We start from the raw sequence: 12,583 nt of genomic DNA on the forward strand, positions 1-12,583 counted from the left end.
GTGTAGAGCTCGGAGCTCCCCGTCAGCCGAGGGCGACGGGGAGCAGGCCGGGTCGCGTCCGAGATGCGATGTCGGCCAACGCACCCTCCAGCGTCGGGTATCGGAAGTCGAACCCACTGTCGGTCAACACCTGCGGCTCGACCCACCGACTCTTGAGGACCAGCTCGGGTTCGGTTCGGATCACCCGTGCGCCCAGCTTCAGCAGCCATGCCGGCGTCGCCAGTCCGTGATCGCGACCGAGAGCAGACCGAACCTGGTGCATCAGAACCTCGTTGGTCACCGGGAACGGTGTCGCCACGTTGACAGGTCCGACGATGTTCGAAGTGGCGTACAGGTGGTCGAGAGTCCGAGCGACATCATCGACGTGCACCCAGCTGAACATCTGGCCACCATCGCCCATGCGGCCACCCAATCCCACTCGCGCTAGATCGATGATCGGATTGATCGCCCCACCGCCCGCGCCCAACACGATCGACAACCGCAGTGCCACTCTGCGGATCGACACATCGGCGTCGAACAGTTCGCGTTCCCACGATCTGGCCACCTCGACCGAGAAGCCCGATCCCAGTTCGCCGTCCCGTTCGCTCATCGACCTGTCGCGGGCATCGCGATAGATGGTTCCGGTGCTCGCGTTGACCCACAGCGCCGGCGGATTCTGCGCTTGTGCCAAGGCACGCCCGAGCTGGGCTGTCGTCTGAATTCGCGACGACATGATCGCGTCGGCGTTGGCCTTGTTGTAGCGACAGCTTACCGAGCGGCCGGCGAGGTTGACCACCAGATCGGACCCGTTCAGGACCTCGACGAGGCCGCGATGGTCGGACCATGGTGCATCGCTGGACGATCCGCGTCCGACCGTCCTGACGCCGATGCCGCGGTCCTCGTAATAGCTACGCAGATACCCGCCGATGTAGCCGGAGGCACCGCACAGGACGACGGTCGATGGTGAATCGGTCATCGACTCAACCCTTCTGGTGAGGTCATTCGTTTCAGGAGACCGGCGACATCGGCTACCAGGCCGCGCGCTACCGGGAGTCGGGCGAGACGAACCGCCTTGGATACGACGGGCACGAGCCCGTCGACCAGAGTGCGGGTGCGAGCCTGGTTGTCGGACGAATCGGTGACCCAGTGCAGCGTGACGCCCATGTAGATCATCCAGAGCAGCAGCGGGAGTGCATCGTTCAGCGACGCGGGTACCTTCTGCTTCGATGCATCCAACGTGGTGCGCATCAGATCGATGGCCATGGCTCTGGCGTCGGAGGATTCCTCGGAGAACGGACTGGAGCTGGACCTCGTCGGCAGCGCCAGCTGGAGGAACGCGCCGCCGAACGCGTGATACGGCGTCAGGACGTCCAAGCCGGAATGCAGAACCGCGGCCAGGTTCTCCGACAGTGACCCGCCCTGGGTGATGACCTGCTCCGCACGTTCGCGGTGATCGCGCTGGATCACCACATACAACTCGTTGACCAGTTCGTCCTTGCCGGCGAAGTAGTAGTACGCATTGCCGAGCGACACGCCGGCCTCGTCGGCTATCCGGCGCATGGTGGTGGCCTGGAACCCCTCTTCGCGAAACAGCCGAAGAGCCACTTCGACCAGCTTGTCGCGCGTCTCGGATGTGCGGGCCATGCAGTCACCTCATTTTCTGAACGTGTTCAAAAAGAACGCTAGACCAATTTTTGAACATGTTCAAGCGCAATGGTCGGGCACTGACCTGGATACTCGACGCATGCTCAGACGAATGGGAACCTCGCTGATCGGAGGCAAGGGGGCTCAATGGGTACAAGCGCTGAACGCGCGGCATCCGTGGAGTCACAACGACTACTTCCACAGCTGGATTCTCGCCAACCTGCCGAGCCGGCGACGCGAGGCAGTCGACGTGGGTTGTGGCCGTGGCGGTCTCGTGCACTCTCTCGCACCGTATTTCGATCACGTCACCGGCGTCGACATCGACTCCGACATGCGCCGCCGCACAGGTCTTGCGTGCTCCGATGTCACCAATGTGACTGTCTCCGAACGCCAACTCGACTCGTGGGCGCACGAATCCGTCGATCTGATCACGATGATCGCCGTTCTCCACCACCTCGACATCGACGACACGCTTCGCCAGGTCGAGCGTGTTCTCGCGCCGAACGGCCGGCTGCTCGTCGTGGGTATGGCTGCGCCACGAAGTCCCCGGGATCTGCTGTGGGACGCCGTATCCATCGTGACCAACCCGCTGATCGGCTTCGTCGGCCATCCCTGGCCGAGCTCAGCGGGAAAGCAACCGGCACCCTTCCCGGTCAAGGACCCGGTGCTCAGTTTCGACGAAGTGAAGCGGTCGGTCGACGCGATACTGCCCGGGGCAACGATGCGACATCGCGTCGGATTCAGGCACACCATCGAATGGACGAAGCCTGAGTGACCGGAAGGTTCTCTGCTCTGAGCAGAATCGCCGCCCCTCCATAGCATCGAGGCTTAGGCTCCGATCATGGGCGAGGTCATACGAATCGATGAGCGCCGAGCAGCGCGCGCAGTGGAACCGCTGTGGCGTGAGGTGGTCGGCCGCCGGCTGCGCGAGCGCAGACACTCCCGCGGCGACACACTCGCCGACGCAGCAGCGCGCGCAGGGATTGCACCGCAGTATCTTTCGGAGCTCGAACGCGGCCGCAAGGACCCGTCGAGTGAGATCCTTGCGGCCGTCGTCGGGGCACTCGGCACCTCGATGGCCGAAATTTCAGGCCTGGCGCATCACGACCTGTCCCGCGGCAATGCGACGTTGATGGCTGCCTGACGTCGTCCCTCGAGCACCTGGTCGACGAGGCCGTACTGCAGCGCCGATGGAGCCGTCAACACCAGGTCACGGTCGGTATCGTGCCGAATCTTCGCGGCATCGCGTCCGGTGTGTTTCGCCAGAATCATCTCCATCTCGGCGCGCACCCGGACGATCTCGTCGGCAGCGAGAATGAGATCGGGAATGGTGCCTCGCCCTTGCCCCGCAGGCTGATGCAACACCACCCGGCTGTGCGTCAACGCCGAACGTCGACCCGGCGCACCTGCGGCGAGCAGCACCGCGCCGGCCGCCACCGCCTGCCCCACACATGTTGTGGCGACAGGGGATCCGATGAACTGCATCGTGTCGTAGATCGCCAACATGGCCGCAGTATCGCCGCCCTCGCAGTTGATGTACATCGAGATTTCCTGATCGGGGGAGTCGGCTTCGAGATGCAACAGCTGCGCGATCATCGCATTCGCAACACCGGCATCCAGTGCAGTACCGAGGTACACGATGCGTTCGCTGAGCAGATGCGAATACACGTCGACGACGCGTTCGCCGCGCGAATCACGGGTGACGACATTGGGAATGGTGTACGTACTCATCGGGCCATCTCCATCCCGAACGACACCCGACGCGCAGGCATGACCTGATCGAACGAACTGACGATGGCGTCGACGAACCCGTAGTCACGCGCGGCGTCCGCGGTGAACCAACGATCGTGCAAGGAGTCGTCGAATATTTGTTCTCGTGTCTGCCCGGTGTCGTCGGCGATGAGGCCGAGCACCGTATCGCGGGTATGACGAAGATCGTTGGCCTGCACCTCCACTTCGACAGCAGAACCACCGATACCGGACGAGCCCTGGTGCATCAGAATCCGCGAATGCGGTAGCGCGTAGCGCTTTCCGTGTGTTCCCGACGACAGCAGGAATTGACCGGCGCTGCAGGCCAATCCGAGTGCCAACGTCGAGACGTCGCAGGGAATCAGGTGCATCACGTCACGGATCGCGAGCATGGCAGGCACCGATCCGCCAGGGGAGTGAATCCACAGGGCGATATCGGCCGACGGATTCTCGGCCGCCATCGTCAACAGGTGGGTGGTGAGGACGGTGCCGTTGTCGTCGTCGAGTGGGCCGTCGAGCACGAGGATTCGATGACGCAGCAGTCGGTCACGCAGTTCGGGTGGGAACATTCGGGGTGTCTCGCTCATGATTCGAGTGTGATCACGAATAGCGCTGCATGCCAACGATTCTGCTGTCGGCAGCGACGCTGCTCAGAGCTGCGCGACGCTCGAGGGACAATGGAGGCATGACCACACTCGAATTCTCCGATTCCGTCGTCGTCGCCGCATCCACCGAGGATGTCTATGCCGTCGTATCGGACGTCACCCGAACAGGTGAATGGAGCCCGATCTGCCAGGAATGCCGGTGGAACGAACCCGACGGCGGCGGTGTGGGATCGACGTTCACCGGACGCAACGTCACTCCCGACCGCACCTGGGAAACGGTCTCGACCGTCGCAGCGGCCGAGCCCGGACGCGAATTCGCGTGGGTCGTCGGCGACAACTTCGTGCGCTGGGGATACACACTCGAAGCTGTGGACGGCGGCACCCGGCTGACCGAGAATTGGAACTTCCTGCCCGACGGCATCGCTCTCTTCCACCGCAAATTCGGAGACTCCGCGCATGAGCAGATCGACACCCGCAGCAAGGCTGCACTCGACGGCATTCCGCGCACCCTGGCGGCCATCAAGCGCATCATCGAATCGGAGTCCTGACAGGTAGGTGCGCTGGCTGTCCCCTTTTCGCGTCGGCGCGCGGGATTCCGCCCGTCGACGCGAATTGTGGACACTCAGCTCTGTAGTCGCGCCTATTCTGTGCCGATGACGTCCACGGTTCTTCAACTGACCACGGTCCTCGAGCCTCGCGGCCCAGCGGCTGCGATCGTGCTGACCGACGCCCAGGTCGCGTCACTCGGCAGCACCAAGACGCCGCCGGTGCGGTTCACGATCGGTGGGCAGACGGTGGCAGGACGCATCGGGCGCATGGGCGGGGAGAACCTGCTGGGCCTCAACAAGAGTGTGCGCACGACGCTCGGAGTCGAGGCCGGCGACACCGTCGACGTGACCATCGAACTCGACGACGAACCGCGCACCGTCGAGCTACCGGGCGAGCTCGCCACTGCACTCAACGCCGACCCCGCGGTGCGCGCAGCATTCGACGTGCTGTCTCCGTCGAAGAGGAAAGAACACGCACGATCGGTCGCCGACGCCAAGCGCGCCGACACCCGTGACCGTCGCATCGCGTCGATCGTCGAGGCTCTTCGACCCTGACGTACTACCCGGAAAGGGGGCGCGGGTGCCAGCGTCGACGGTGGCAGTGCGCGCTCACACCACGGTCGCGGGCCTGTTCGATGGGACGACCTCCGTCGACCTATCCGCCGTAGACAGGCGCGCGAGAATATCCACAGCCGAGGTGATGTCGGGAAGTGAACGAGTGAAGGGGATGCGTTGACGGTCGTCGAAGGCATATCCCGTCCCGAATCGTAGTCCGGGTGCCAGCAGCACGCCGTGCGACTGAGCTTCGGCGACAAGGACACTGGATCGAAGACCGTCGGGCAGGGAACACCACAACGCCAGCCCGCCGTCCGGAACGCGAAAGTGCCAATCAGGCAATCGATCCCGCATCAGAGCAACGGTGTGATCACGTGCGACTCTCGATATGTCGGCGCGCACTCGGCGTACCTCGTCGTATTTGCCCATCAATTCGACCGCAGCGAGTTGATCGAGAATGGACGTCGAAAGTTGGCGTCGCGCATATGTGGCGGCAATTCTCGCCAGTAACCCTGCCTCGGCGCGAACCCACCCGACTCGCAGCCCACCCCACACCGTCTTGCTCGTCGACCCGATCGTCACCGTCGCAACATCCGGCGTTGCCGCCCCGAAGGGTTCGATGTCGGGCGACCCGTCGAGGGACAGGTCCGCTGCTACCTCGTCGACGATGGTCAGTACTGCGTGGCGGTGCATCGTTGCGGACAGCTGTCGGCGGGTGCCGAGGGGGAGTCGAGCTCCCGACGGATTGGAGAAGTCGGGCATGAAATAGGCCAGGGTCGGTGCGCTTTGACGTGCGGCACGGTCTGCTGCCGGCACGAACGCCTCGGTGTCGTCCGGGTCGATGGGCACCGGGATGCATCGGCCGCCGAGTGAGTGGACGAGTTCGACGACACCCGGATACGTCGGGTGCTCGACCAACACGCGGGCACCCGGCTCGGTAAATGTCGCCAACACCGCATGGATGGCGTCGGTCGCACCGGAGGTGACGAGGACGTTCTCGGCCGTGGTCGGCACTCCGCGCCCACGGTAGTAGGCGGCGATCGATTCGCGGAGCTCGAACAGCCCGAGTGGTGCATAGCCGCCGGACGCGAATCGGCCCTGAATCCTTTCGGCCGCGGTTCTGTACGCATCGGCCAAGAGTGGAGAAGCCGACGGTGACGCGTTGACCAATTCCACTGTGGCACTGTCACGGTCGCCGGCGAGGGAACTCCACGCCGGCATCGACCCCGTCGGGGAAACGTATGTGCCCGAGCCCCGTTGGGCGCTGATCCAGCCACCTTCACGGAGGTGGCGATAGGCCGACGCCACCGTGACCCGACTGACGTCCAGACTGATCGAGAGTGCCCGCTCGGCGGGTAGCCGCGTCTGAGCCGACACCTCGCCGTTCTCGATCAGCCGCCGCAACTCGTCGGCGATCTCGAGGTAGAGCGGACCACCGGATCTGTTGCGCAGCGTCGACGGGCCGATACGTGCTGCCAACTCCGGGGCCGAGATCGCGGTGGCGTCGAACAAGTCCATGCAGTCCACTGTCGCACACTGGACTGAACTATTCACGGTAAAACCAGTCCATTGTTGTCGCATGATCGCAATTGGAGCTGTATTGGCCTTGTCATTGGTCGGCGCGGGATGGACTGTGGTCGCCCTGCGGGAGGGAGGGAGAAGCGCGCCTGCTGGTCCGCCGCGCAGTCGTGTGAACGTCGACTGATGTGGCTGAGCTGCAGCAAACGCGCGCGCATTCGTCAGACGCGTCCGAGTTCGCTACCGATTCGGGGCCTATTTCGCTCGCACCTGGCAAACGCGCGCGCGTTTGCGAGATCTGCGGGGGTGGGTGCGAGATCTGTGGGGGTGGTGCGAGAACTGGGGGTGGGTGCGAACTATGGGCGCCGAGTTCAGTTGCCGTCGGCGATGGAGTCGATGAACGGCGTCAGCAGCAGGGCGAGATCGTCTGCGGCAGAGACGACATCGTCGGGCGGCTCGGGAATGTAGCTCAGGGCCAGGCGCACGATGGACTTGCTGATGACGTCGGCCTGTCGTGGACTTGCGCCCACCCATCCACGCTGAAATGTCTCCGCCAGACGCTCGCCCGCACGGTCGATCAGCACCTCACTGTCGGTGGTGATCAGGCGCAGAAGATCCTCCGGCGCGTCGCCGCTGTGCAGAGATCGGACGAGTGGATCCAGACCGCTCAGCTCGAAGAACGACGAAAAGCCCTGTCTCAGAGCGGCCGACGCATCGTTCTCGTGTTGGTACAGCGCGGTCTCGCACATCGCGACGAACGCGTCCGTCAATCTGATGGCATACCCCTGTGCGACGCCGCGTCGCGAACCGAACTCGTTGTACAGACTCTGCCTGCTCAACCCCGCGGCCTTGGCGATGTGGCTCATCGTGACGTTGCGCCAGTTGCGCTCGTGCAACAACTCGCGCAGCGCATCGAGCGCCACATCGCGCGCCAGAGTGGACGCGGCTTCACGGTATCGACCGGGAGTCGACGTCTGTTCGGCGGCGGGCATGAACACGACTCTATCGAACGACCGCATGTGGCCTGTCCAGCCAACCTTCTTCGAGACTGTTCCGATCGACGGGGTCCGCGCTCGCGATGAGGGTGCGGACCTGCCGGATGTCCTTGGGATGACCTACCCCGATTGCCCCGACGAGCCTGTCGCCGCGCACCGCGCAGGCCGTGAACCGACGGCTTTCGATGGAGCCGCGCACCACGACGTACTCGTCGTGTGCATCGGTCCACCCCGCGAATTGCAGGTTGACGCCGTGCTGCATGGACCATCCCCACGGGACATCGAGAGCACCGACGTCGAGACCGAGGATGGATCGCGCCACCCGGGTGGCTTGATCGACGGCTCCGTTCCAGTGCTCACTCCGATACGTCCCGCCGAGTACCGAGTTGGGAACTTCGGCGACGTCGCCCGCGGCGTAGATGTTCGGTCTCGACGTGCGCATGCCAGCGTCCACCAGGATTCCCGACGCGGTCTCGAGGCCCAGGTCTGCCCCGAGCTCGGTGTTCGCGACCGAGCCGACGGAAACCAGCACGGTGCCGGCGGACCATGAACGACCGTCCGCGGAGGTTGCGAGAACGGTGCCGTCGGCCAGCTTCTCCAGGCCGGTGACGGCGACGTCGGTGTGCATCGTGACGCCGTTGTCGGAATGCAGGTCTCGGTACATCTGCGAGATCACGGCCGGTGCGATCCGGTTCAGCGGAGCCGATGCCGCCTCCAACACCGTGACCTCGGCGCCGAGCGATCGTGCCGCTGCCGCCGCCTCGCACCCGATCAGGCCGCCGCCGATCACCAGCAGTGATCTCGTTCGGACGATCTCGGCCTGCAGCGGGGCGACATCGGCTGCGGTGCGAAGGGTGAACACATGCTCGGCACCCGGTAGGTCGAGTTGCCGTGCACGAGAACCCGTTGCCAGCAGCAGGGCGTCGTACGGGACCGGAGCTCCCTCGTCCAGGTGCACCTCGGAATCGGTGACGGCGGTGGCCGTGACGCCTGCGCGAACATCGACCCCGTCGATGGCTGCACCGAGCTGAACCTGATCGACCGATTTCGTACCCAGCAGCAGTTCCTTGGAGACAGTCGGTCGACGGTACGTGGTCTCCGGTTCGCTACCGACGATCGTGATGGATCCGGTGAAGCCCTCGGCGCGAAGCACTTTGGCGGCGGTGTATCCGGCGGCCCCGGTGCCGACGATCACGACGTTGCCGGGTTGGCGAGCGGTCACCCGCGCTCGACCTCGACCATCTCGAAATCGGCCTTGGCCGCACCGCAGTCGGGGCACGACCAGTCGTCGGGAATGTCGTCCCAACGCGTGCCGGGTTCGATGCCGTCCTCGGGCCAGCCGAGCTCTTCGTCGTACTCGAATCCGCACTGCACACAGCGGTAAAGCTTCATTGCTTGCTCCTGAAGTCGATTTTTTCTCGGACGCCGCAGTCGGGGCACGGCCACTCGTCGGGTACCTCGGACCACGGAGTTCCGGCCGGGAAGCCCTCGCGTGGTGCGCCCGCGGTCTCGTCGTAGACGAACTCGCACACCGGGCACTCGTAGGCAGCCATCACTTCGCTCCGTATGCGGCGAGGATCTTCTCCCGCTTGGACGGCTGGATGTTGACGCGAGTGATGTCGCCGTCGTAGTGATCGAGAACGCGGTGATCCATCACCTTGCGCCACACGGGCGGGAAGTAGGCCAGCGAGATCATGCTTGCGTAACCGCTCGGCAGGTTGGGTGCTCCGTCCATGCTGCGCAGAGTCTGGTAGCGCCGGGTGGGGTTGGCATGGTGATCACTGTGTCGCTGAAGGTGATACAGGAAGATGTTTGTCACGATGTGATCGGAGTTCCAGCTGTGCTCGGGGGTGCATCGCTCGTAGCGGCCGTTGTCCTTCTTCTGGCGCTGCAGGCCGTAGTGCTCGAGGTAGTTGACCGTTTCGAGCAGCGAAAAGCCGTAGATTGCCTGAACGACCAAGAACGGCAACACGATCGGGCCGAACACAACGGCAAGGACCGTGTAGAGGACGACGGACATCAGCCACGCGTTGAGTACGTCGTTGTGAATACTCCACGTGCTCTTGCCCAGTCGCTCCATGCGAGTCTTCTCGAGTTCCCAGGACGACCGCAGGCTTCCCCACACGCTGCGGGGGAGGAAGGCCCAGAAGCTCTCACCGAACTTGGAGCTCGCCGGATCCTCGGGAGTGGCGACGCGCACATGGTGACCGCGGTTGTGTTCGATGTAGAAGTGGCCGTAGAACGTCTGTGCCAGTGTGATTTTCGACAGCCAGCGCTCGAGGTCGTCCTTCTTGTGACCGAGCTCGTGCGCGGTGTTGATGCCCACGCCGCCCATGACACCGATGCTGATGGCCAGGCCGATCTTCGAGAGCAGCCCCAGGCCGCCGTCGATGCCGAGCCACGAGAGGTTGTCGGCGGACCAGAGGTAGCAGGCGAACACCAGGCTGGCGAGCTGGAACGGAATGTAGGCGTACGTGCAGTAGCGGTAGTACTTGTCTTCCTCGAGCGCCTTCATCACCTCGTCGGGCGGGTTGTCGCCGTCCGGTCCGAAGAACCTGTCGAGGATCGGGAGCAACCCGTAGACGAGTAGCGCACCGATCCACCACCAGACCGGTGCCACGGCGTTCCAGCCGAGCTGGTTGAAAGCCCACACCAGGCCGGTTGCCAGAAACACCGCCGTCGGCGGGATCAGGCCCATCAGCCAGAGGTATCGCTTGCGGTCGTGCCACTCGTCGACGGGCGCCTGTGCCTGATCGTCGACATTCGATGCCGTCATCGTCACTCCTCGTGTAGGGCGGATCACTGTGCTGTGGACAATACGCGCATTTTGTATCCGGTGTGTACAAATCAAGATATTTGTACATCAGACAAAGGGATTGTTGCGGCAGTCACAGCGTCACCGATTGGACGAATCGGCCTGCTACCTTCCGACTCGTTGTGATCGGTCACGAATGGTCACGGCACTCGCAGGTCCGTCTGTATCCCGTCGGGGGTACTTCACATCAGGAGTAGTTATGGACGCATTCATCGCCAAGATCATCGTCGACGTCATCCTCGGGCTCATCGGCAGCGGAAGTGCCGAGAGCGGCAGCACCGCAGTGAGCGCAATCCTCGGATCCTGACCCGAAGGGGCTGCGTCGGCCAGAATGCCGGCGCAGCCCGCGGAGCGTCAGTGGCGAAGCGGTAGGAGTGAACGCGGGGCATCGCCGCACACGCTCGATGGCGAACAGCTAGAAGCGGCCCTCGGCGATGGCGAGTACGACAAGAGCGATCGCCGCGATAATGAGTATTGCTAAGAGTGCCAACTGGATTGGGCTGGTCGAGCCTGGCGGCCGAACGCCGTTCGGACCCCTTTTCTGGAGCATGGCACAGACTGTAGGTCACTTCTCGGGTTTGTGCACAAGCTGGATGGTACAAACCGGCGAATGTGCCGATATGATTCGCACACGTGTTCGATCAGGAGTAGAGTTCGAGTCGGTGGAGCGAGGAGGGAAGCCTTGCTCCACCGCTCCTACATATGACACCCGAGCGAGTGGACGGTGACGGCGATGGACGACGTGTTGCGCAAGGTAGCGGAGCTCAAAGCGCTGGTCGCCGAGCTCGAGGCCCTCGACCGCCAACGCGTCGGGATGGGGGACCGGCTGGTCGATCTCGAACATTACTTTCGCCGAGCGGGTTGCCCCGAGTTGTCGCAGCAGGCACTCGACGCGTTCGTCGGCACCTATGCCGGCCGAGTGCTCGAATTGGCGGACGGCATGCGCGGCTGACGCCTGCCGAAGACATCTGCCGTTCGCGTACCAGGCGGTATCTTCTGTGGTTCACTGGTTCATCCAAGTCGGGACACGAGGAAAGCCGCTCGAGATACGTGAACAGTCTGCGCGAATGGTGGGCGCTTCCAGTCGACTACGGATGGAACGTTGCCTTCGCGCGCTCGCAGCAGGCGCTCGAGATCACGAAGATCCTCATCGGCCTCTGGTGTTGGCTGTTCGGCGCGGCGGCGGCCATCGGATTGGTGGTGCCGGGCCTAGCCGAAGGCAGTCTGGGTACGGCTGCACTGTGGTTCACCGTCGCTACGACAGTCCCGGTCGGGGTCGCCTGGTGGGTCGGTGGCTGGCCGAGCTGGCAGATGTCGATCGCCTTCGTCTTCTACGCCGACGTCGTCCTCGCGGCCGTGGTGCTCACCATCGGTGTTCCCACGACGGTTCTGCCGACCGCCGCCCTGTTCACCGTCATCGGCAGTTACGTCGTCGGGTTCCACGGTCCCAAGCTGCTCACTGCCCACTACGGTTTCGCCTTGGTCACGACCGCGGTGCTGTACGGCTCGGCCTTGGTGGCCGAACCCGAACTACGATTACTGGCCACGGTCTACCTGGTGATCTTGATACTGGTGATGTTCTCGGCGCCGCTGATCGTGCACACGTTCATGATGATGCTGCGACGCGATGCCACCGGCGCGTTCTACGACCCCCTCACCGGATTGCAGAACAGGCGGGGATTCGACGCTGCGATCGGGAACCTGCGACTACGGCCGGGATCGGCAACCGGAATGACGGCCGTGGTGATGGACATCGACAACTTCAAGGCCGTCAACGACCGATACGGCCATCTGCAGGGAGACGCCGTGATCCGGCTGGCGGCCTCCCGCATCCTCGACGTGTTTCCGGCACCCGCCATCACCGTCCGGCTCGGCGGCGAAGAGTTCGCCATTGTTGCCCTCGATGACCGTGACTCGGTTGTCGCCAGCGCTGAGGTACTACGAATCCGACTGTGCAACGCCACCGATCGGTCCCCGCTGACCGCCTCGATAGGCGTCGCGCATGCGGTTGTCGACGCGCGAGAGATCGGTACCGCAGTGGAAGAGTTGCTGGGTCGCGCGGACCGGGCGATGTACCGGGCCAAGGGGCTCGGCGGCGACCGCGTCGCCCTGTCGGAGGGCGAGCCTCGATCGCCGCGGCCGGCCGGCGAGCCGCACTGACGAGCGACGGCGTCG

Annotated in this window: 16 protein-coding genes; 6 read left to right on the forward strand and 10 right to left on the reverse strand. The window is 64.0% G+C overall.

Annotated features, from left to right (window positions below; translation table 11 throughout):
• Positions 1 to 22 precede the first annotated feature (22 nt).
• Both RFA01S_RS07735 and RFA01S_RS07740 read right to left on the reverse strand, forming a co-directional pair.
• Positions 23 to 955, reverse strand: coding sequence for a TIGR01777 family oxidoreductase (locus RFA01S_RS07735; RefSeq protein ID WP_032371828.1), 933 nt, complete (start codon positions 953 to 955; stop codon positions 23 to 25).
• The gene (locus RFA01S_RS07740; protein ID WP_032371829.1) at positions 952 to 1,623 is read right to left on the reverse strand and encodes a TetR/AcrR family transcriptional regulator; all 672 of its coding nucleotides are present in this window, start codon (positions 1,621 to 1,623) and stop codon (positions 952 to 954) included. The genes RFA01S_RS07735 and RFA01S_RS07740 overlap by 4 nt, the downstream gene beginning before the upstream one ends.
• A 100-nt stretch (positions 1,624 to 1,723) precedes the next feature.
• Here RFA01S_RS07740 and RFA01S_RS07745 point away from each other — a divergent pair, with 100 nt between their 5' ends.
• On the forward strand, positions 1,724 to 2,398 hold the full coding sequence (locus RFA01S_RS07745; RefSeq protein ID WP_032406155.1) for a class I SAM-dependent methyltransferase: 675 nt from the start codon (positions 1,724 to 1,726) through the stop codon (positions 2,396 to 2,398).
• A gap of 66 nt (positions 2,399 to 2,464) precedes the next feature.
• Positions 2,465 to 2,767, forward strand: a complete 303-nt coding sequence (locus RFA01S_RS07750; RefSeq protein ID WP_032383044.1) for a helix-turn-helix domain-containing protein — start codon at positions 2,465 to 2,467, stop codon at positions 2,765 to 2,767.
• Here the strand turns inward: RFA01S_RS07750 and RFA01S_RS07755 are convergent.
• Together RFA01S_RS07755 and RFA01S_RS07760 are read right to left on the reverse strand one after the other, a co-directional pair.
• Positions 2,725 to 3,354, reverse strand: coding sequence for a ClpP family protease (locus RFA01S_RS07755; protein WP_032383043.1), 630 nt, complete (start codon positions 3,352 to 3,354; stop codon positions 2,725 to 2,727). The genes RFA01S_RS07750 and RFA01S_RS07755 overlap by 43 nt on opposite strands.
• The gene (locus RFA01S_RS07760) at positions 3,351 to 3,959 is read right to left on the reverse strand and encodes a ClpP family protease (RefSeq protein WP_032383042.1); all 609 of its coding nucleotides are present in this window, start codon (positions 3,957 to 3,959) and stop codon (positions 3,351 to 3,353) included. Before RFA01S_RS07760 ends, RFA01S_RS07755 begins: the two co-directional genes overlap by 4 nt.
• A gap of 98 nt (positions 3,960 to 4,057) precedes the next feature.
• Between RFA01S_RS07760 and RFA01S_RS07765 the strand changes: the two genes are divergently transcribed.
• Together RFA01S_RS07765 and RFA01S_RS07770 are read left to right on the forward strand one after the other, a co-directional pair.
• Complete coding sequence (locus tag RFA01S_RS07765) at positions 4,058 to 4,525, forward strand: SRPBCC family protein (RefSeq protein ID WP_032406257.1); 468 nt, start codon at positions 4,058 to 4,060, stop codon at positions 4,523 to 4,525.
• 105 nt (positions 4,526 to 4,630) lie between these two features.
• The gene (locus tag RFA01S_RS07770; protein ID WP_032406156.1) at positions 4,631 to 5,080 is read left to right on the forward strand and encodes a YdeI/OmpD-associated family protein; all 450 of its coding nucleotides are present in this window, start codon (positions 4,631 to 4,633) and stop codon (positions 5,078 to 5,080) included.
• Positions 5,081 to 5,134: 54 nt separating this feature from the next.
• Here RFA01S_RS07770 and RFA01S_RS07775 read toward each other — a convergent pair whose 3' ends face one another.
• The 6 genes from RFA01S_RS07775 to RFA01S_RS07800 form a co-directional block, all read right to left on the reverse strand.
• Positions 5,135 to 6,598: an aminotransferase-like domain-containing protein gene (locus RFA01S_RS07775; RefSeq protein WP_032406157.1), complete on the reverse strand. Its 1,464-nt coding sequence runs from the start codon at positions 6,596 to 6,598 to the stop codon at positions 5,135 to 5,137.
• Between the two features lie 371 nt (positions 6,599 to 6,969).
• A complete protein-coding gene (locus tag RFA01S_RS07780; RefSeq protein ID WP_032406258.1) occupies positions 6,970 to 7,590 on the reverse strand; it encodes a TetR/AcrR family transcriptional regulator in 621 nt (206 codons plus the stop codon).
• Positions 7,591 to 7,600: 10 nt separating this feature from the next.
• Complete coding sequence (locus RFA01S_RS07785) at positions 7,601 to 8,815, reverse strand: NAD(P)/FAD-dependent oxidoreductase (protein WP_052060421.1); 1,215 nt, start codon at positions 8,813 to 8,815, stop codon at positions 7,601 to 7,603.
• Entirely contained in the window at positions 8,812 to 8,985 is a 174-nt protein-coding gene (locus RFA01S_RS07790; RefSeq protein ID WP_027495558.1) for a rubredoxin, read from the reverse strand. Before RFA01S_RS07790 ends, RFA01S_RS07785 begins: the two co-directional genes overlap by 4 nt.
• A complete protein-coding gene (locus tag RFA01S_RS07795) occupies positions 8,982 to 9,146 on the reverse strand; it encodes a rubredoxin (protein ID WP_032366929.1) in 165 nt (54 codons plus the stop codon). Before RFA01S_RS07795 ends, RFA01S_RS07790 begins: the two co-directional genes overlap by 4 nt.
• Positions 9,146 to 10,369 (reverse strand): alkane 1-monooxygenase, encoded by a 1,224-nt coding sequence (locus tag RFA01S_RS07800; protein WP_032372028.1) that lies wholly within the window; start codon positions 10,367 to 10,369, stop codon positions 9,146 to 9,148. The genes RFA01S_RS07795 and RFA01S_RS07800 overlap by 1 nt, the downstream gene beginning before the upstream one ends.
• Positions 10,370 to 11,141: 772 nt before the next feature.
• On the opposite strand from RFA01S_RS07800, the gene RFA01S_RS27680 reads away from it, so the two are divergent.
• A complete protein-coding gene (locus RFA01S_RS27680) occupies positions 11,142 to 11,360 on the forward strand; it encodes a hypothetical protein (RefSeq protein ID WP_027495561.1) in 219 nt (72 codons plus the stop codon).
• A gap of 98 nt (positions 11,361 to 11,458) precedes the next feature.
• On the forward strand, positions 11,459 to 12,568 hold the full coding sequence (locus RFA01S_RS07810; RefSeq protein ID WP_052060422.1) for a diguanylate cyclase: 1,110 nt from the start codon (positions 11,459 to 11,461) through the stop codon (positions 12,566 to 12,568).
• Positions 12,569 to 12,583 lie beyond the last annotated feature (15 nt).

Source organism: Rhodococcoides fascians NBRC 12155 = LMG 3623 (assembly GCF_001894785.1).
Lineage (GTDB): Bacteria > Actinomycetota > Actinomycetes > Mycobacteriales > Mycobacteriaceae > Rhodococcoides > Rhodococcoides fascians.